The sequence below is a fragment of the Xenorhabdus sp. SGI 60 genome, from assembly GCF_056632175.1.
This window is the reverse complement of the sequence record NZ_CP196860.1, coordinates 1,488,246-1,509,402: the sequence shown is the minus strand read 5'-3', so window position 1 is coordinate 1,509,402 and position 21,157 is coordinate 1,488,246. Positions and strand designations below refer to the sequence as shown.

The 21,157-nt window shown below is 41.4% G+C and carries 18 protein-coding genes; 7 read left to right on the top strand and 11 right to left on the bottom strand.

Translation table 11 applies throughout. The annotated features are described in order from the left end of the window. Positions 1-17 precede the first annotated feature (17 nt). Positions 18-650: an SDR family oxidoreductase gene (locus ACSJJG_RS07285; protein ID WP_481088949.1), complete on the top strand. Its 633-nt coding sequence runs from the start codon at positions 18-20 to the stop codon at positions 648-650. Between the two features lie 64 nt (positions 651-714). Here ACSJJG_RS07285 and tmaR read toward each other — a convergent pair whose 3' ends face one another. Further along, positions 715-1,035, bottom strand: a complete 321-nt coding sequence (gene tmaR, locus ACSJJG_RS07280) for a PTS system regulator TmaR (protein WP_074018717.1) — start codon at positions 1,033-1,035, stop codon at positions 715-717. A 382-nt stretch (positions 1,036-1,417) separates the two neighbouring features. Between tmaR and sbcB the strand changes: the two genes are divergently transcribed. Beyond that, a complete protein-coding gene (gene sbcB, locus ACSJJG_RS07275) occupies positions 1,418-2,848 on the top strand; it encodes an exodeoxyribonuclease I (protein WP_481088948.1) in 1,431 nt (476 codons plus the stop codon). 92 nt (positions 2,849-2,940) lie between these two features. Here sbcB and dld read toward each other — a convergent pair whose 3' ends face one another. The 8 genes from dld to yieE all read right to left on the bottom strand — a co-directional run bounded on the left by dld (position 2,941) and on the right by yieE (position 14,804). Beyond that, positions 2,941-4,686: a D-lactate dehydrogenase gene (gene dld / locus ACSJJG_RS07270; protein ID WP_481088947.1), complete on the bottom strand. Its 1,746-nt coding sequence runs from the start codon at positions 4,684-4,686 to the stop codon at positions 2,941-2,943. Positions 4,687-4,871: 185 nt separating this feature from the next. Next, positions 4,872-6,257, bottom strand: coding sequence for an APC family permease (locus ACSJJG_RS07265; RefSeq protein ID WP_481088946.1), 1,386 nt, complete (start codon positions 6,255-6,257; stop codon positions 4,872-4,874). A gap of 682 nt (positions 6,258-6,939) precedes the next feature. Then, entirely contained in the window at positions 6,940-8,907 is a 1,968-nt protein-coding gene (locus ACSJJG_RS07260) for a ligand-gated channel protein (RefSeq protein ID WP_481088945.1), read from the bottom strand. A 155-nt stretch (positions 8,908-9,062) separates the two neighbouring features. Next, complete coding sequence (locus tag ACSJJG_RS07255; RefSeq protein ID WP_481088944.1) at positions 9,063-9,851, bottom strand: ABC transporter ATP-binding protein; 789 nt, start codon at positions 9,849-9,851, stop codon at positions 9,063-9,065. Further along, on the bottom strand, positions 9,848-10,933 hold the full coding sequence (locus ACSJJG_RS07250) for a FecCD family ABC transporter permease (protein WP_481088943.1): 1,086 nt from the start codon (positions 10,931-10,933) through the stop codon (positions 9,848-9,850). The genes ACSJJG_RS07255 and ACSJJG_RS07250 overlap by 4 nt, the downstream gene beginning before the upstream one ends. A gap of 19 nt (positions 10,934-10,952) precedes the next feature. Beyond that, positions 10,953-12,053 (bottom strand): ABC transporter substrate-binding protein, encoded by a 1,101-nt coding sequence (locus tag ACSJJG_RS07245; RefSeq protein WP_481088942.1) that lies wholly within the window; start codon positions 12,051-12,053, stop codon positions 10,953-10,955. A gap of 261 nt (positions 12,054-12,314) precedes the next feature. Beyond that, positions 12,315-13,802 (bottom strand): amino acid permease, encoded by a 1,488-nt coding sequence (locus ACSJJG_RS07240; RefSeq protein ID WP_481088941.1) that lies wholly within the window; start codon positions 13,800-13,802, stop codon positions 12,315-12,317. A gap of 138 nt (positions 13,803-13,940) precedes the next feature. Further along, entirely contained in the window at positions 13,941-14,804 is an 864-nt protein-coding gene (yieE, locus tag ACSJJG_RS07235) for a DNA-binding transcriptional regulator YeiE (protein ID WP_481088940.1), read from the bottom strand. Between the two features lie 188 nt (positions 14,805-14,992). Between yieE and ACSJJG_RS07230 the strand changes: the two genes are divergently transcribed. Together ACSJJG_RS07230 and nfo are read left to right on the top strand one after the other, a co-directional pair. After that, entirely contained in the window at positions 14,993-16,075 is a 1,083-nt protein-coding gene (locus ACSJJG_RS07230; RefSeq protein ID WP_481088939.1) for a YeiH family protein, read from the top strand. A 95-nt stretch (positions 16,076-16,170) separates the two neighbouring features. Further along, on the top strand, positions 16,171-17,013 hold the full coding sequence (gene nfo / locus ACSJJG_RS07225; protein WP_481088938.1) for a deoxyribonuclease IV: 843 nt from the start codon (positions 16,171-16,173) through the stop codon (positions 17,011-17,013). Here the strand turns inward: nfo and fruK are convergent, their stop codons facing one another. After that, positions 17,014-17,952 carry a 1-phosphofructokinase gene (gene fruK / locus ACSJJG_RS07220; protein WP_481088937.1) on the bottom strand — a complete coding sequence of 313 codons (939 nt, stop codon included), beginning with the start codon at positions 17,950-17,952 and terminating at the stop codon, positions 17,014-17,016. A gap of 220 nt (positions 17,953-18,172) precedes the next feature. Between fruK and ACSJJG_RS07215 the strand changes: the two genes are divergently transcribed. The 3 genes from ACSJJG_RS07215 (at position 18,173) to yeiP (ending at position 20,681) form a co-directional block, all read left to right on the top strand. After that, positions 18,173-18,592 carry a nucleotide triphosphate diphosphatase NUDT15 gene (locus ACSJJG_RS07215; protein ID WP_481088936.1) on the top strand — a complete coding sequence of 140 codons (420 nt, stop codon included), beginning with the start codon at positions 18,173-18,175 and terminating at the stop codon, positions 18,590-18,592. A gap of 141 nt (positions 18,593-18,733) precedes the next feature. Continuing rightward, complete coding sequence (gene mtr, locus ACSJJG_RS07210) at positions 18,734-19,978, top strand: tryptophan permease (RefSeq protein ID WP_481088935.1); 1,245 nt, start codon at positions 18,734-18,736, stop codon at positions 19,976-19,978. A gap of 130 nt (positions 19,979-20,108) precedes the next feature. Then, positions 20,109-20,681: an elongation factor P-like protein YeiP gene (gene yeiP / locus ACSJJG_RS07205; protein ID WP_481088934.1), complete on the top strand. Its 573-nt coding sequence runs from the start codon at positions 20,109-20,111 to the stop codon at positions 20,679-20,681. 77 nt (positions 20,682-20,758) lie between these two features. Here the strand turns inward: yeiP and ACSJJG_RS07200 are convergent, their stop codons facing one another. Continuing rightward, entirely contained in the window at positions 20,759-21,070 is a 312-nt protein-coding gene (locus ACSJJG_RS07200) for a type 1 fimbrial protein (protein ID WP_074022102.1), read from the bottom strand. Positions 21,071-21,157: the final 87 nt, after the last annotated feature.

Sequence of the window (21,157 nt, the reverse complement as noted above, 5' to 3'; positions counted from 1 at the left end):
TGGAGAGCTTCCCATCAATGAAACCTTGGTTAATTTTTGGTGCTGGAAAAGGTGTTGGACGCCATTTGGTCACCATTGCCCTAAAACAAAACCGTCCTGTCACAGCCTTAATTCGTAACCCACAACAAGCTGCGGAACTCAGTGCAGCAGGAGTTAACGTAATCCACGGTGACGCTTGTGACAGAGAAAGTATAGAAAAAGCAATTGCACAGGCAGGAGAAAATCCTATTGTCTTCTCAACGATTGGTGGAGGAAATTCGGATCATCATGGGAACATGGCAATCATAGATGCATTGGAACAAGCTCAAATTGCCCGTATGTTATTAGTGACATCCATTGGATGCGGTGAAAGTTGGAAGACATTATCAGCACGGGCCAAATCATTATTCGGGCAATCTGTCAGACACAAGTCACTGGCTGAAAGTTACCTACAAACCAGCACACTGAATTTTACCATCATCCGTCCCGGTGGTCTTACCGATCAACCTGGCACTGGACATTGCAAACGTTATCAAGAGGAAATTCATGGCATGGTAAGCCGAGAAGATGTAGCAGAACAATTAGCACAAATGGCCGAAGATGAACGAACTTACTATCAAACCTATGCTTTAATTGATCCTGAACTCAAACCTTATTGGAACTCAAACTAAAAAAACAACCACGCCATAAGGCGTGGTTAAGTACTAAACAATCATCTTTTCAAACAGCTAAAACTTACTTAACTCCACCATCCATTGCCTTAAGTTTTTTAGATAACTCACGGCGCTCTTTAGATAGTTCGGCATTTTTGATGATATATTCATCAACGCGTTCTTCATAATCACTGCGCATATGGGCAATAATTCCTTGAATATCTTCAATCGACATGCCTGGCTTTATATAGTCACTCAGGTTATCAAGCAGCAGTACACGTTTTTGGTTATCTCGGATCTTTTTCTCATTGTCTACAATTTCGCGCTGTAATTTATTTTTGCGCCGAAATATACGCACAAACTCCAGTACATTTTGGAATGTTGGTTTATTTGTGTTGTCCATTTTTCACACCTTTTTAATCAGACCGATAATTTCTTATGCTCACTACACAATACAATTTCAAGTGGCGCATAGACAAGTCAGTTTCGACAATTTATTGATACAAACTACCTTTCAGATACATTTCTTAATCAAATTTCTTTTCCCACTATCTGGTGAACAATAATCGCCACTGCCACGGTCAGTTTGAGTTTGGATAGCCATACGAACTGCTTCGCTCAAATCTTATTATGGTTTACCATCTATAACACGTCATTTAACGTCATCGAGAATGATCGTTTTTGGTGTGCAAACTAGCGACAAAATTAGATAATTATGACACCAATTAAAATGTAATTCATTGATTAGTAATAATTAAATTGGCGACAACGGAGAATACACAACCTTGAATACCAGTAAAGAAAACCAAAGCTTCTATTTTCATGATTATGAAACTTTTGGTAAACATCCGGCCTTAGATCGCCCCGCACAATTTGCAGGAGTTCGCACTGACAGTAATTTCAATATCATTGAAGAACCTTTGGTGGTGTATTGTGCTCCCGCTGATGATTATCTTCCCGATCCTGAAGCTGTCATGATCACAGGAATTACCCCCCAGTTGGCATTGAAAAAAGGCGTCAACGAGGCCGAATTCACCCGACAAATCCATGAAGCATTCAGCAAACCCAATACGTGTATTCTTGGATATAACAACATTCGTTTTGATGACGAAGTCAGCCGTAATATTTTCTATCGTAACTTTTACGACCCTTATGCCTATAGCTGGCAAAAAGGCAACTCGCGCTGGGATTTGCTCGATTTATTACGCGCCTGCTATGCCTTGCGTCCAGAAGGCATTGTCTGGCCAGAAAATGAAGATGGATTACCTAGCTTCAAATTGGAACATCTGACAAAAGCCAATGGGATTGAGCATACTCACGCCCATGATGCCATGTCCGATGTTTATGCCACTATCGCCATGGCAAAGCTAGTGAAAAAAGCGCAACCTAAACTGTTTGATTATTTTTTCCAGTTAAGAAATAAACAGAAAATCAGCAATCAAATCGATATCCCGCAAATGAAACCTCTGGTTCATGTATCGGGCATGTTTGGGGTTTTACGCAGCAATATTAGCCTTATCGCGCCTCTGGCGTGGCATCCGACTAACCGTAATGCGGTTATCATGTACGATTTGGCAGGCGATATCGCTCCGCTTCTGGAACTCAGCGCAGATGAATTACGCGAACGCTTGTATACTCGACGGGATGAGTTACAGCCAGATCAAAGCCCTGTACCCATTAAACTTGTGCACATTAATAAATGCCCCATCATAGCACCAGAAAATACCTTGCGGCCAAAAGACGCAGAGCGAGTAGGATTAGATCGCAACCAATGTGAGCAAAATCTGGCTATCTTGCGCAATAATCCGCAAATCAGGGAGAAAGTCGTTGAACTGTTCTCCCATCCAGAAGCGTTTCCAGAATCTGATAATGTCGATACTAAACTATATAGTGGCTTTTTCAGTGATGCCGATAAAACTGCCATGGAAATTATCAGAGAAACTGCTCCCCAAAACTTGCCTGCACTGGATTTAACGTTTCAGGATGTGCGCATTAAGCCACTGCTATTCCGCTATCGTGCGAGAAACTATCCAGCAACATTGGACGATGACGAGCAACAACGTTGGCTGCGTCATCGTCAGGATACATTAACACAGGAATACATCAGCCGATATCTTGCAACTATTGAAGATCTTTTTATTGAATATCAGTCTGATGAAGAAAAATGCCGCCAGTTAAAAGCATTGGTTGATTATACAATCCAAATAGCCGAATAAGGCTTTGATGTAAATTCAACATCCAATAGGAAAGAAAAAGACAAACACCGATGTTTTGTCTTTTCCTATTTTCATGCCGTCATAACAGTAAACTAATCATGTTGATGTCGGACAACAGAGCAACCACACTCTCCGCCCCAATTTTTCAGCTTGGAGGTTTTCCCAATTCCCGGGTTTAAGGTATTCGTTGGATCAATCGCTTGATAGAAATGCTTAAGTTGTGGTTTAGCTTGATACAAGTGACCAACGTTATGTTCGGCCGGGTATTCAGCGCCGCGCTGATGCAAAATTTCCAGCATTTTTGTTTTCAATGCATGGATATCTGCCCCCTTTTTAACAATATAGTCCTGGTGGAATACATAGCACATAAAATGCCCGTAATATAGTCGATGGACTAATGCCTCACTGATTTCGGCTGGCAAAATTTCAAACCATTCACGATCATTGCGTCGTAAGGCAATATCCAATGCTAAAATATCTTCCACTTCATCGCTGTGAACAGCCTGGTAACGAATAGCGGCTCCTGCGGCTGCAAAACGATGTAAGAATGCCTTCGCACCTTCTTCTGGAGTACAAGCAAAATACGCCCCATCAGCATGCTTAAAGTAATTTTCCAGCCATTCATTCGCCTCTTTTATACCTTCACCTGACATTTTCAGCATTAAGTGATGTTCAAAACGATTTCGGTATTCTTTCAAGCGAGTGGGTAAATGGGAGGGTAATAAACGACTCAATCCCTGCATAACACGATCGGTTAAATGTGCGGGTAAAAATGGCACTTTACCTAAAAGTGCGTCCATTCGTCCTTTCAAATCAAAAAACATTGGCATTTTATCTGTGCCTAGTTTATCAATCATAATAAAGGTGTCTTTCCCATATATTTCTGCAATATCAAATATATCCCGATGCATATACTCCCCAGCAACGGGTAAATACTGAAAATTCGATAGAATATGACGCCGCAATTCTGTCAGTACTTCGGGTTGATTAGTGCCGATATAAAAAACCTGTGAAGATGGCTCTGCCGGAAAAGTATCAAGTCGAACAGCAAAAACAACCAATTTACCCGCACAACCAGAGGCTTCAAACAGCCTGCGCTCATCAGCATTAAACCGTGATGGTGTATCTGCATCAACATCCCGAACACGCTGTGAGTATTCATGATCAGAAGCGACCCTGTCACTATGCTGAATATCTTCGGTTCGATAACGTTGCTCTTCCAGACAAGTCAAGATATCTTCAGGTTGATCACCCAACGATATTCCCAAATGGTTAATCAGTTCAGCTTCTCCCTTCTCATTAACGCGGCCATATAGAGCCATTTCAGTATAAGCTGGCCCACGCCGAACCAAAGAACCCCCTGAGTTATTACAAATCCCCCCAATAACGGATGCACCAATACAAGACGAACCAATAACTGAGTGTGGCTCGCGTCCCAATGGTTTCAATACTTTTTCTAAATGCCACAATGTACTACCAGGGAATGCAATAACTTGATTTGTTGATTGAAGAACCTGAATTTTATCCATTCGTAAGGTACTAATAATGACGATATCGCGGTCATAATCATTGCCGCTTGGTGTCGAGCCTTCCGTTAATCCGGTATTGGCTGCCTGCATCAAAATAATTTTGTCAGCTTCAATACAGGCTTTGAATACTCTCCATTGTTCCAATAATGACCCCGGAAATACAACTGCAAGGGCATCCCCTTGTCCTGAACGAAAGCCTTTACGATAACGTTCCGTTTTTCGAGGTTCAGTGAGAATATGAGAAGATCCAACAATATTCGTGAGAGTGGCAATTAATCGCTGATTTGGGGGATTTTTGGCATCATTCATAATCGTTCTCTTACCTTATTTGAGCCAGCCAGACAGGCTTTTAATGAAAACAGGCATGGAAATTTTCTTATTATATGATGCTTTTTGATAAGATTTGTATGATTTACGCTCTCTTTTGTCATTTCAAATAAAAAAACAGCACCTGACGATGCTGTTTTAGAACAAAATACTGAGATGTTTTCTGATTATGATTCAGTAAACTGCGGCATTGGTTGACGGAAGCTACGAGTCAGGAAAAACATGTAAATAAGACCAATACCTCCCCATATCAAGCCTAACTCCATCGAATTTGATTCTAAATTCATCCATAAAACACCCACAGTCGCAGCACCAAGAAGTGGCAATATCAAGAAATTCAAGGTGTCTTTCAAGGTATTATTACGACGTTCACGAATATAGAATTGAGAAATTACCGATAAATTAACGAACGTAAAGGCAACCAGTGCACCAAAATTGATCAGGGCCGTCGCCGTCACCAAATCCAACCAACATGCTGATAAGGCGATAATACCAACCAATATCACGTTAATGGCTGGAGTACGCCATTTAGGGTGAACATAAGCAAAGACTTTTTCAGGCAGTACGCCGTCACGTCCCATAACATAGAGCAAACGAGATACACCCGCATGTGCAGCCATACCCGAAGCCATTACCGTGACACTGGAGAATATAAGAATCACATACTGGAATAATGCACCAGCAACATAAAGCATAATTTCAGGCTGGGAGGCGTTCGGGTTTTTAAACCGAGAAATATCCGGGAAATAGAGCTGTAAGAAATACGAGACCGTGATAAAGATCATACCACCAATCAATGCGGTCAGGAAAATCGCTTTAGGGACAACCTTACCTGCATTTGGTGTTTCTTCAGACAAAGAGCTAATACCATCAAACCCAAGAAATGAGAAGCAAAGTATCGTCGCACCAGTGATCATCGGAATTAATTGCGCTTCTTCTGATGTAAATGGCTGAATACTCAGTAACGTTCCTGCACCTTCTCCATTATAAACACCACGAACCATTAGCCCAACGAGTATTACCATAACAACAATCTGGACAATCACGACGATGCTATTAATATTAGCAACGACATTGATGCCACTCAGATTGATAATTGTCATAATTGCAGTCAATACGACCACAAAGATCCACGGTTCAATACCGGGGAACAGCGTTTGCAGATAAATCTTTGCCAATAACACGTTGATCATCGGCATCAACATATAGTCCAGCAAAGAAGACCAACCGACCATAAATCCAAGGTGAGGGTTCATTGATTTTTGTACGTAAGTATAAGCAGAACCCGCCGATGGAAAACGCTTGATTAATTTTCCATAACTTAGCGCTGTAAATAAAATTGCGATCAATGCAATAGCATAAGATGTCGCAACATGCCCGCTGGTCAAACCAGAAACAATACCAAATGTATCAAAAATAGTCATTGGCTGCATATAAGCAAGCCCCATCATGACTACTTGAAACAGAGTCAATGTTCTTCTCAGTTGAACACGGTTGTCAGCACTGGCTTGGTTAATATCAAGTGCTGTAGGAGTGGTGGTATTATGCAACATGAGCGAAATCCCCCATAACTTCGATCTGGGTACTGATACAACTACTTAATCGATAGTTACTGGGTTGACTTCGCATCTGTCTATAAACAGAAAAGAAAGAAGAATTGGAGGACAATGAATTGACAGAGGAACATGCCCCGTAGTCATCGTTGCAGCAACGAGCGCCAATTGGCACAAGTGCAAAAGAGAATAATTGCTCCATATTTGCATTCCTCAGTACAGCAACCTCTGTTTAATTTTGGTTGCTTATGGTCAATATCGATCCGGAACTGTATCCGGCCTCTTGGGGTTGTAAAAAATAACTCAAAGCAAAAAAAATAACTGGTGCATATTTACACACCAGTTATTTTTAGTGCACGCATTTTGCACTTCAAGTCCAGAAATAGCAAGCGCGATAACACTAAAAATTTATTATTTTTTACGACACTACAGAGCCTTATGGAGCAGGCTCTTACTGAGTTAGTGCTAAAACCTGATGCCATCACATCACCTGATGCCATCACATCCATCGATTGGCCTTTGATAATTTTTTAGCACAGAGGAAAACTATTTACCATTCAATTATGATTTTTTTAATAGTAAAAAATCATCCCATCATGACAAAATTGATGACGGGATGATTCTATAGGATGTTCAGATGTTAAATATAATGATTAATATTAATAAGAAAACGAAATATTAATTAAAAATCATAATTAATGCCGATGTTGTAACGGCGGCCATCCAGGACTGCATCATGGGTTTCTTCAGTTACTCGTTTGTCAAAAATGTTATAAACCCCACCTGACAAGCGTAGATTTTTAGCTAAATTATAAGTTACCCCTAAATCGACAAAAGTATAAGAAGGAGTTCCATCTCTCATACTATAGCGGTACTGATAATTCTTTGTTTTACTACGGAAATTAATACGTGTCCATGTATCTAATTCAGATAACGGCTGCCAGTTTAAGGTTGCATTTGCCATATGTGTTGGCATCTTGTTTAATGACTGGCCTTTGAAATTACCACTTTTTTGCTCAGAATCAGTATAAGTATAGTTTGCTGCAAACGACAAACTTTCAATAATATTCCAATTTATGGTGGTTTCGATACCTCTAATATCAGCTTTATCAACATTTATACGTTTGTTAATAAAATCATACTCGTCACCACCGAGCTTACAGTCCTTATCACAGTCTTTGATTTCAGTAATTTTATCTTTAAAAGCAGTATTAAAAACAGTTACACCAATATTAAAGTTATCCTGGTTATTCCAGATAATACTAATCTCTTCACTTATACTTTTCTCTGGCTTGAGATCTGGGTTCCCTAAGATCATTCCATTGCTAAACCGCCCACCTGTTGTTTGGCCCCAATTAGGAGTAACCTGCCTTATATCAGGAGAACGATAACCGGTAGAAATGCCACCCTTAATAGTCCATTGTTCATCAGCGTGCCATACCCCATATAGACGAGGTGTCCAATGCGTTCCAAAATTTTGATCTTTATCTAACCGCACTCCGCCAGTAAGAGCAAAATCATTAACCATTTGCCATTCGTCTTCTAAGACTAATGCCCAACTCCAACGGGTTAACTTATTAACATCTTTAGCCGAAGGTAACTTATTGCTATTGTCTCGCAAATCTTCATAACGGTATTGTCCACCAACACTTACTGTGTGGTCGTCGAATACAAATGTCGTATGGTTATTAAATACCGTATCATTGTTTGTCATTGCACGTTCAGGGTTACGAGATTCGTCTCTTTGAATATAAGACGTCATCGTACCAAAATCATAAACACCATGATGTGTAATAGCGTAATTATTACGTTTATAACGACTTATATCATTTTCACAAGATTTTGGCTGACAATCACGCGTCTTACCAATAGTTGAATCGCGATCTTGTTCATAGCGGCCAGCCTCAAAAGTAAAAGCATTTTTCTCATCTGGAGTCAGAGAGAACGCTACTGCACCATTGCGCATTTCCTGCTCTCTAAATCCTCCTAAGAATTTATCTTCATTGCGATGAGAATATAAGCCATTCACTCTTAATCCTAATAATCCATCAATTATTGGCCCTGCGGCATAAATACTGCTCTGATAGCTGTTACCAGAATCTTTACTCTCAGTCAGGGTAGAGTCTGTTTTCAGAGTTAAATGCCATTCTTTCTGAGCCTTACGAGTAATAACATTGATCACTCCCCCCATAGCATCAGAACCATATAGAGAAGACATTGGTCCCCGCACTACTTCAATACGCTCAATGGCGGCTAATGGTGGTAACCATCCTTGTTCAATTCCCGAACCATCACTATTTGGACGAGTGCTACGTGTATCAACACGTCTACCATCAACTAAGATCATGGTATATTTAGAAGCCATACCACGAATGCTGATATCACTGCTACTACCACCGCCAGTAACAACCACTCCCGGCACATCTTTCAATGCATCTGTCACATCACGGTAGGCTTTTGTTTCCAATTGTTCGCGACTAACAACCGAAATAGACGCAGGTGCATCTTCAATTTTTTGTTGGAAACCTGCCGCAGTGGTTACGACAATTTTATCTTCTCCATTATTAGTAGCATTAGCAGCAAAAACAGCGCTGGATGAGATAGCAGCAATAATACCTAATACAACTTTTTTCTTTGCAAAGACAGTCATTCCCAATTCTCCAAAAGGTAGAATAGAACTATTTAAATCGATATAGGTAACCGACGCATGCCCGCAATACAGGAATAATTTAATTATTCCTGTCAGTGTTATATTTATTAAATTACACTTTAGCTTTACTAAAGCGACTTATTGGTTTTATTATTCTAACTGGCTAACTCTGTCACTAAACCATCAATTAATACTTGCGGTATTCCCTGAGAACAACGTTCAATCCGGCCTTTAATACCGTAAACCTCCGCCAGACTATTTGGTGTAATAACCTGCTCAGGCATACCTTCGGAAACTAATTTCCCTTTTTTTAGCATTAATACATGATGACCATGACGCAATGCAATATTAATATCGTGAACAACAACAATCGTAATAATATTACGACGGCGCGTTTCACGTGCGACTAAATCCATTACATGGTATTGGTAATTTAAATCCAGCGCACTTAATGGTTCATCTAATAATAATAATGTCGGACGGCGGATCAATGATTGCGCCAATCCAACTAACTGTTTTTGACCACCAGATAGTTGATCCAAATAATTGAGCGCCAAATGCTCAATACCAAGCTGGCGCAACAGTTCCATGACTTCCTGCTCACATTGGCTACTGCTCACGCCACCTAATGCTCGTTGGGCAACAATTACCGATTCCAATACATGAAGATGCACACCTGCTGGTAATGATTGGGGCAAATAAACGACATTTTGGGCACGTTGGGCAAAATTCATCTTCATCAGATCCTGCTCATCCAACAGCAGTTCACCACTGGCTTTATTCAATCCCGCCAACGAACGCAAGAGGGTGGATTTACCACAACCATTCGGTCCCAACAATACCGTGATTTGACCACGCGGTAATGCATTGATATCCAGATTTTCAATCACGGGATACTTCGGATATCCCGCCGTCAGACAATTGATTTTTAACCCCTGACTCATACATTCCCCTTGTGGCGTAAAACTATGCTCAGGAAGAAAGGCACACCAACCAACGATGTCACGATCCCAACCGGAATGATCACGCCCGGAATCAGGTTCTTAGAAGCAATGGAAGCAATGGATAAAACTAATGCACCAATCAACGCACTCGCAGGCAAGAAGAAACGGTGATCTTCACCAAACATCATTCTGGCGATATGAGGAGCCACCAATCCAATAAAGGCAACAGGGCCAACAAAGGCAACCGCTAATGCGGTCAGGATACTGATACGCAACAATGTTCCCAAACGCAGGCGGCCAATATTGATGCCAAAACTGATCGCGCGGTCTTCTCCCAGACGCAATGCGGTCAATTTCCAAGAATTACTCAATGAGATGGGGGTAATGACAGAGAAAACTAACATCATAATGCCCAATTTTTCCCATGTCGCCCTGGCAAGGCTACCCATTGTCCAGAAAATCAGCCCCTGTAAGGTATCTTCCGTAGCGATAAATTGCATCATCGCAACTAACGCCTCGAAGGTAAACAGCATCGCAATCCCGAACAATACAACACCTGAGGTTGCAACTCTCGTCCAACGGGTAATGCCATCAAGCATCAAGGAGGCCAATAATGCAAAGAGAAAAGCATTTGCAGAAATAAACCACTGTTCGGATATGCCTGGAATGCCAATGCCAAGCACAATAGCTAATGCCGCACCAAAAGAAGCCGCATTGGAAACCCCTAACGTAAATGGGCTGGCTAGTGGGTTATTCAAGATTGTCTGCATTTCAGCACCGGCCAACCCAAGTGATAAGCCGATCACTACCGCCATCAAAGCATAGGGCAATCGAATATCCCAAACAATCACCCGTGTTGCTGCGTTAACACTGTCTGGTGAAAACAGGGTTTGCCAGAGGGTTTGCAGCGATAACCCTGATGGTCCTATTGTAAAATCCAGTACAGCAGAAATGCCAATCGCCAAGACGATGAATAATATCCATGCAATACGTCGGCGCAGGATATGACGATAATGTGCTTTTATATCGCACTCACTCAATTGTTTTTTCACCATTGGCATAGGCTCGGTAGTGACGCTCATTTTTATTACCTATTACTGCTTATTTCTCGCTGACCCAATATGTGCCTACCGGCTCAATAGCCAAGAATTTATTGTGAAGTTCTTTCAATGTTTGTTGCGGATCTAAATCAGTGAATTTCTCAGGATAGAACCATTTAGCAAAAACTTGGGCAACAACAACATTATAAGGAGAGTTATAGTAGTGATGCCAAATTGCATAGCTACGCCCTTCCTTTACGGCAGTTAAGTTATTGATACCTTTACGTTCGGTGATTTCTTTTAAGCCAGCACGGGCAGTATCGGCAGAAGTTTGAGCTCCCATTTTGATCCCGCTACCTTTGTCACCCGGATCTTGTGCGCCGCTTGCGATGTAAATATAAGGATCTTCGGCAATGACTTTTTCCAGATTCATGGTTCCTAATGGAGCAGGCAGTACTTCTTTGGCGATGTTTTTGCCACCTGCCAAATCAATGAAGTTCCCCATATTGCCGTTACCTGCCGTACCACAGCAATCTTCACTAAAACCTGCTAAGAGCTCAATAAATACGGAAGGCTTCTCAGCATCTGGTATGCGATCCGTAATATCAGTGACCAATTTTAGATTTTTTTCATAAAAATCAGCGTAAGCATTAGCCTGATCTTCACGATGCAAGACCTTGCCCAGCATACGGATGCTAGGTAATGTATTTTTCAGGGGATCATTGCGGAAATCGACAAAAACAACAGGGACACCTGCTTTCTCCAACTGCTTCACCAATTCACTGTTTTTTCCTGGTCCATGTCCAGACAGACCAAAAATGGCAACGTCAGGGTTAAGCGTCAGCACTTTTTCGGCGCTAATACTGTCAGCACTCGTGTTACCAATCAGGGGGATATTATCGATTTCAGGAAATTTAGCTTTATAAATAGCGTAAGTTTGTGGGTCCAGTTTACGGAAATCACCTTGCCAACCAGCGATACGAGCCAGAGGTTTATCCCCTTCCAAGATGGCAACAGAATGGAATAGACGGCCTTCACCCAACAAGATACGATTGACTTTCCCGGGCACCTCAATAGTACGTCCAGCAACATCAGTGACTGTTTCAGCCCAAGATGCAAAACTTGCCATCATGGCAGAACCCGCCATTAGACTGATACTCATACTTTTCACGACTGCTCGAAATACAAACTTCACTTTAGTTAGCCTCTTCATGCAACAATTGTGCTGCTAACAATAAAGCAAATAAGAATACTTATCAATGCGATTGGCATGATATATCCGAAATTTACCTTCGATATTTTTTCCCTAACCGATGAAAAATAAAAACTGCCTATTCCATCACAGAACAGGCAGTTTTTTGTAAAACAAAATCAATAATGCTTTAATTAATAAATATCAACTTATTGATAATTTGTTAACAAACTATTCTTTCTCGGTATATCTGAATGCTGGAAATTCCATCTCACTGTACTTAACAAAGCGTGTTTTCTTTTTCAGCTTGTAACCAAACCAAATAAGCAAGAATAACGGGATACCAATGTAGGTTGCAGTTACTCCGTACCAATCGATATTATCCTGTAGAAACGCCTGGTAATTTTGGCCCAAAGTGATAACTAAACATAAAATAAAGGCAAAAATCGGCCCTATTGGGAAGAAACCTGAGCGATATGGCAGATCATTCATATCCAAGCCTTGGGCAATATAGCCTTTGCGAAAGCGGTAATGGCTGATTGCAATTCCGAGCCACGCAATAAACCCTGTCATACCGGAGGTATTCAATAACCACAAATAGACTGTCTGATTACCAAACATGGAACTAAAGAAACACAACCCTGCTACCACGGTCGTCGCATAAAGCGCATTACGCGGAACACCACCTTTAGACAGATGGCTAAAAATTCTCGGTGCCTTACCTTCTTTTGCTAAGGTGAATAGCATACGGGTAGAAGCATACATTCCTGAGTTTCCCGCTGACAGAACAGCGGTCAATATTACTGCATTCATTATTGCAGCCGCTGATAATAAGCCAGCATTTTCAAATACCAGCGTAAATGGACTAACACTGATATCTTTCACGCCATTGCGCAACAAATTAGGATCAGTATAAGGAATGATAAGGCTGATGATTAAAATCGCAAACACATAGAACAATAAGATACGCCAGAATACCTTGCGTACAGCACGAGGGATATTTTTCGCCGGATCTTTCGACTCCCCCGCGGTAATACCTATTAGCTCTGTCCCTTGAAAGGAAAAACCGACAATCATTGCCACCCCAATCATGGCTGAAAAACCACCGGCAAAAGGAGCGTCACTGATTTCCCAATTATGCCAACCTGCACCTTCGGCACCTTTCATAATGCCAACAATCATTAAAATACCAATAATAATGAACATAATGACCGTAGAGACTTTAATCAAGGAGAACCAGTATTCTGCTTCACCAAACCCTTTGACGGAAATGAAGTTCAACAGGAAAATCAGAATAAGAAACAATGCACTCCATACCCAACCAGGCACATCATTAAACCAATATCCCATCACCAGTTGCGCAGCGACAAGGTCAACCGCAATCGTCACCGCCCAGTTGTACCAGTAGTTCCATCCCAAAGCGAAGCCAAAACCCTCATCAACATATTTGGAACCATAAGTTGAAAACGACCCTGAAACTGGCATGTACGCTGCCAATTCGCCTAAGCTGGTCATCAAGAAGTAGACCATTAGGCCAATTAATGCATAGGAAAGTAAAGCCCCACCAGGGCCAGCCTGAGAAATTGTTGCGCCAGAAGCAACAAATAATCCCGTGCCAATTGATCCACCTATGGCAATCATTGCCATATGTCGTGCTTTTAATTCACGGCGCAGGGTTGTTGGAGCCTGATCCCGTGGCATACTTTCTTCGCGAGACATTCTATTCCTATATCATTTAAAATAAATTTAATGCGGAATTGTAACAAATCCTCGTCTCCAGAATAGCAACGATTCGTGGTTATTAGATACCTTCATAATCCACAGCCAATTATTAGCTACACGATTATATTTTCAATATTAGTTACAATAACTCAGTAACTTCCGTAACGCATTGGATATATGTTTTTGGCGATGGTAAATCAGGTACAAGGTGCGATTGAGGCTAAGTCCAGGAATAACAAGTTCAGATAATGTGCCATTTTTCAATTGTTCCTGGACAACTCGTCGTGAAAGACAACTGATTCCCATTCCATATTGAACAGCATGTTTGATGGCTTCCGAATTACCCAACTCCATCGCAATATTGAATCTCGGCATTTGTGAGAACAAAAGATGATCCAAAATTTCTCTTGTTCCTGAGCCTTTTTCTCTCAATATCCAGGGCGCTTTGATCAAATCTTCCACGTTCAGCTCACGTTGCAACAGCGGGCTTTCTGGAGAGGAAAAAACGATCAACTCATCTTTCATCCAGGGTTGGGTGATCAACTCAGGATCGTGACACAATCCTTCAATCAATCCCAAATCAACACGAAACTCAGCAACTGCCTTGATTACGTCTCCAGTATTACTGATATTCAATTCCAATGGTGTCTCAGGGTAATTCTGACGGTATCTGGCCAGCATTTCAGGCAACATATAATTGCCAATCGTGCTGCTGGCCGCTAGCCGCAATGCGCCCAATTCAAGTTTGAAAAGCTGTTCCACTTCACCAGCCTGTTCAAGTAATGCCAATGCCTTAGGATAGAGCAAACGCCCATGTTCATTGGTGACCAGACGTTTTCCGACTCTATCAAACAGTTGTACTCCCAACTGTCCTTCAAGATCTGTCAGTGAAGCACTCACCGCAGATTGTGATAACGCTAATTGCTGAGAAGCCTGTGTCGTTGAACCACTTTTCAGAACTTCTGCAAAAATCTCCAGTTGTCTCAGAGTGATACGCATATGGCCTCGCGGGAAGCAAATAAAAGGGAAAGATAGTCTTGATTCTAGACAGTATTACGCAACTTAACAAAAGCCACCCTTAATTAACCTATTTTAATGATTATATCTATAAATATTATCAATTTTATTGATTTTAAAATCTTCTATATGCTTATATCTGAAATGCATAAGCTAATAGAGCCGCCATTATGTCTGAAAATCAACCAAGGGAACTGACCAAAGCCTACCCCAATACCGCATTAACATTAATTCCCGGTCTTATATTGGCCGCAGTCCTGACAGCACTCGCTCTCTATATCGGGACTATTCCCTGGTTTATAAATATGGGATTAGGTGTTCTGACGCTTGCCATATTATTGGGGATGATTATCGGCAATACACTGTACCCTCTCTTAAAATCCACCTGTGATAGCGGTATCCATTTTTCTAAACACTATCTACTACGAGCTGGCATCATCCTTTATGGATTTCGTCTGACTTTCCAACAAATCACAGATGTTGGTGCAAGCGGGATATTAATTGATGTCATCATGCTTTCTTCAACATTTTTTATAGCTCTATGGATTGGGCGTTCTTTTTTTCGACTGGATAACCAAACCGTGATCCTAATCGGCGCAGGAAGCGGTATTTGTGGAGCCGCTGCGGTTATGGCAACAGAACCCGTGGTCAAAGCCCCTGCCAGCAAAGTTGCTGTCGCCGTCTCTACAGTAGTCATTTTTGGCACACTGGCAATCTTTATTTATCCGTGGATTTATCAACTCAATGCCCACTACCAGTGGTTTAATTTTACTCAGGAAACATTTGGTATTTTTTCGGGTTCAACTGTTCATGAAGTGGCCCAGGTTGTTGCGATTGGGCATGCGTTAGGAAACGAGACCGAAAATGCAGCGGTTATCAGTAAAATGATCCGCGTTATGCTATTGGCACCTTTTCTATTACTGCTTTCCAGCTACCTCAGCCGCGTGGAAATTAAAAATTGTAATGTCCATCCCCAAAAATCCCCAATCACTATTCCGTGGTTTGCTTTATTCTTTATTGCTACTGCGAGTTTCAACTCTTTTCACCTATTACCTAAATCCTTTGTTAATCATATCGTTGCTGCTGATACCATCATGCTGGCAATGGCGATGATTGCGTTAGGGTTAACCACCCATATTAGTGCTATTCGCCAGGCTGGGGTTAAACCCATTTTGTTGGCACTTATTTTGTTTGTCTGGCTAGTCGTGGGAGGATTAATCGTCAATCAAGGCATCCATCATTTATTGCGCTAATTCAGAATGAAAGAATATTAAATTGACTTTTGCTGCCAAAATTTTATCAATCAGGTGAACAATGCCATAATGACGAAAACACAGGAGAAAATAAGATGAAATTTATTGGAGCCCATGTGAGTGCTGCGGGCGGTGTTGATCAGGCCGTGATCCGTGCCCATGAATTAAACGCAACGGCATTTGCCTTGTTCACGAAAAACCAGCGCCAATGGTATGCCCCGCCGTTATCGACAGAAGTTATTGATCAATTCAAAGCGAACTGTGAACGTTACGGTTATGATAGCCGACAAATTCTCCCTCATGACAGCTACCTAATTAACCTTGGACATCCTGAAACAGACGGTCTGGAAAAATCCCGTGCAGCGTTCCTTGATGAAATGCAGCGCTGTGAACAGTTAGGCATCGACCTGCTGAACTTCCATCCGGGCAGCCATCTCAACAAAGTTGACATTGATAAGTGCCTCGCCCGTATTGCGGAATCCATTAATATTACTTTGGATAAAACACAAGGTGTCACTGCCGTTATCGAAAATACCGCCGGACAAGGCACTAACCTTGGTTTTAAATTCGAACAACTGGCGGCAATTATCGATAGTGTCGAAGACAAAACCCGAGTTGGAGTCTGTATTGACACCTGCCACGCTTTTGCGGCTGGTTACGATTTGCGCACTGAAAAAGATTGCGATGCGACTTTCAAGGCATTCGATGAAATCGTTGGATTCAAATATCTTAAGGCCATGCATCTAAACGATGCCAAAAGTGAATTTTCCAGCCGTGTTGACCGACATCACAGCCTTGGTGAAGGCAATATCGGTAAAACACCTTTCAGCTATATCATGAAAGATGACCGTTTCAATGGTATTCCTCTGGTTCTTGAAACGATCAATCCAGACATATGGGTTGAAGAAATTGCCTGGCTAAAATCCCAGCAAAGTTAATTACCTGACTGAAATTAACTCGATCTTCGCCATCATTGATGCAAGTTCAGTGCGGCTTTTAATCCCGACATTCGGCTGGCTAACCGTAAGCGCAGAAACTGCGGTCGCCAGGCGCAATGTGTGTTCACTGGATTCTCTCATCAGCAAACCATAAACCAATCCTCCGACCATAGAGTCCCCTGCCCCAACTGTGCTGACCACTTCACAATGTGGTGGTTTTGCCAACCATGAACCAGAGGCATTGACCCATAATGCTCCTTGTTCTCCCAGTGAAATAACAACGTGGGCGATCCCTCTATTGCGCAATTCATGAGCTGCATCAATAACGCTATCCAAATCCGGCAATGGTTTACCCGCCCAAATCTCCAATTCATGGCGATTGGGTTTTACCAGCCAAGGTAATGCCTTAAGGCCAGCAACAAGCGCTTCACGGCTACTGTCGAAAATAACGCAGGGACAAGACTGTCGTAATTGCATCATCCAATCCGCAAATGATTCTGCTGTAATTCCTTCGGGCAAACTACCACTGACAACAACCATATCGAATTGCCCCAGCCATGTCAGAGAATCACTGACAAACCGATTCCATTCTTCTTCTGTCACATGGAAACCAGAAAAATTGAAATCTGTCACTTCACCCTGTTTTTCAGTCAGCTTGACATTAATCCGCGTTCGCCCAGAGACTAGATGAAAACGATTTACCATCTTGTTTTCGCTAAAAAACTGTTGAAACCCTTCCTGATTCTCTCGTCCCAGAAAACCACTGACAGTCACATCAATACCTAAATCACGTAGGACCTTTGCAACATTATTTCCTTTACCAGCAGCGTGAAGCCCTGCCGTCTGTACACGGTTAACATTTCCCTTAACAATATCTGGGCATAAGCCAACTAAATCATAAGCTGGATTTAAGGTAATTGTGGCAACTCGGCGGCTCATCTTGCCCGGTATCTCCTGAATAAACAGTCATAAGTAATATTAAGTTTTATCTGTTATTTATAACATCAAAATTGAATCGTTTCAGTTAAAATTACTGCCCGATTGATCATTGTGTTAATGCAATCTAAAAGTAAGAATATGCAACGGAATAATTTCTTATTAGATGACTAAAATCAATTTGAACCAAAGTTAAGTAGTAACCAGCCGGAGGAATATATCAATGTCAGTCGTTGTTGGAGTGGGTGTCATCATCATCAATGATAAGGGCGAAATACTGCTGGGAAAACGTACCAGCCAACATGCGCCATACTGGTCAATCTTCGGTGGTCATGTTGATCCCGGCGAATCCTTTGAAGAGTGCGCGATTCGTGAAATCAAAGAAGAAATTGGCCTAACAATCCAAGACCCCAAAGTTTATGGTATTTGCAATAATCTCGAAACCTATCGCGAGGAAGGAAAGCACACAGTTTCAGTCTGTTTGCTGGCACAGTATACCGGAGGTGAGCCTCAATTAATGGAACCTGAGAAGTGTGAACAATTAATGTGGTGTGATCCTAACTATCTCCCCGAACCTCATTTTGAGGCTAGCCGTAATGCCATCAAATTATGGCAAAAAGCGCAATTCTATTGCGCAAATTAATACCAAACTCCCTTCTGGCAGGTTTTCTCAGATAACCTGTCCTACCTTTGTATATATTTTCTTAATTATTTGTTTACACATATAATTTATTTATGTATCGTTGCGCTAGTACAAGGTAACACCATTCATCAGGGAGTCTATATGACCATTGAGGTAACGCAAAATTTGAAACGCCCCTCTATATTTGGTGGCGCTATGATCATTGCCGGTACAGCTGTCGGCGCAGGTATGTTTTCCATTCCGATTGTCACATCAGGTGTCTGGTTTACAGGATCAATCATTTTGCTGTTGTATACCTGTACATGTATGTATTTCTCTGGTCTGATGATTCTGGAAGCTAATATGAATTACCCTGCTGGTTCCAGTTTCCATACTGTTACAAAGGATTTACTAGGCAAAGGCTGGTGTTCTCTCAATGACTTATCTATTGCCTTCGTTCTGTATATATTAACCTATGCTTATATTTCAGCAGGTGGCTCAATACTTTCTCACAATATCGAGAGCATTATTCCCCTACCTCAATCAATATCGGGTTTATGTTTTGCCTTTATCGTTGCTTTTATTGTTTGGGTATCGACTAAAGCAGTAGATCGCTTAAGCACTATTTTGATAGGCGGCATGGTCATTACCTTTATTATGTCTGTCGGTGGTATGTTTACCGAAGTTGGGCCAGACATCTTATTTGATCAAACCAATACTAATTCAGACTATTTACCCTATGCTTTAATCTCCTTGCCTTATTTGCTGGCCTCATTTGGCTATCATGGCAACGTTCCGGGGCTGGTTAAGTATTACCATAAAGACAGTAAAGCCGTCACACACTGCTTGCTATACGGGACATTAATAACGTTAGCGATTTACATTTTATGGCAGTACGTCATTCAGGGAAATATTCCACGTGAAGCCTTTAAGCAAATCATTGCTGATGGCGGTAATATTGGTAACTTATTGCAGCAGATGGATAATACTTCTGATAATACGACAGTAACTCAATTCTTAAATACCTTCTCATATATGGCTCTGGCGAGTTCATTCTTAGGCGTGTCATTAGGATTGTTTGATTATCTGGCAGACTGCTTTAGATTTGACGATACACGCAATGGTCGTTTTAAAACAGCACTGATTACATTCGTTCCCCCAACGACATTGTCACTGATTTTTCCAAACGGTTTCCTCTATGCTATTGGTTTTGCTGGCCTGGCAGCAACCATTTGGGCAGTTATTGTTCCTGCTTTAATGGCTCGAGCAAGCCGTAAACGCTTCCCGACATCCAGCTATCAGGCACCGGGCGGTAATTTTTTGATTGTCTTTGTTATCCTATTCGGTTTGATAAATGCGCTAGCACACATTCTCTCTTTGTTTGATTTGTTGCCAGTTTATCGTTAATGTTTTCCTTCCGCCCCAGTATTTTTACTGGGGCATTCATTCACCTCTTGCCTAACAGGCCAACTGCGAGTAATTTTGTCGCCACTTAAATATTCATTCCACTATTTCCTTGTTTCTACGGAAGGTATCTATGGCTAAAGCCAATGAAATTAAGCGCGGCGCTGCAATCAACTACAATGGAAAGCTATTATTAGTTAAAGACATCGATATTCAATCACCCAGCGCACGCGGTGCCAGCACGCTATATAAGATGCGTTTTACTGATATTCGTACTGGTCAGAAAGTGGAAGAGCGTTTCAAAGGTGATGACATTCTTGAAACCATCACATTGACCCGCCGTAGCGTGAGTTTTTCCTATATTGATGGTGATGAATATATCTTTATGGATGACGAAGATTTCACCCCTTACCACTTCAAAAAAGATCAAATCGAAGAAGAACTGCTATTTATTCCCGAAGGAGGTTTATCAGGCATGCAGGTTCTGACAATGGATGGGCAATTGTTAGCGCTTGAATTACCACAGACTGTTGATATGGTCATTGAAGAAACATCACCAGGTATTAAGGGTGCATCAGCGAGTGCTCGCACTAAACCGGCGAAAATGAGTACAGGATTGACTATTCAAGTTCCTGAATACTTGAGTTCTGGTGAAAAAATCCGCATTCATATTGCAGAGCGTCGCTATATGGGACGTTGTGACTAATTCTTTATCCTTAAATATGAGTTGCTCTTTTGACGAAAATAACACTTGATGCAAAGAACAACTCATCGTCTTTGAAGTTAGAAGTAATCCACATTAACAATTGCCACACGTTTCTGATTATCAGTCCACTTCACTCTGGAAACCCCTATGTTACCAGGAAGCATGACATCGCCTTTCGTTTTGTGAGTTGAAATAATTTGTTTAACAGTGAGATTTTTACCTAATCGATAGCAAGAGATATTGGCTTGAGTGTTTGATATAACAACTTGACATCCTGGATCAACAATCGCACCTGAAAACCGAATGACTCCTCCTTTAGATTCAGCATATCCATAAGAAAGCCATGAAACCAATAAACAACTCATTAACAGCTTAAGATAATTTTTCATGGTTACCTCACTTTCGTTTTTCCATTAACTAAAACTCAGCTACCTTTTATTCCTTCATCTCCATAATAACTATTTCACGTGAGAAAA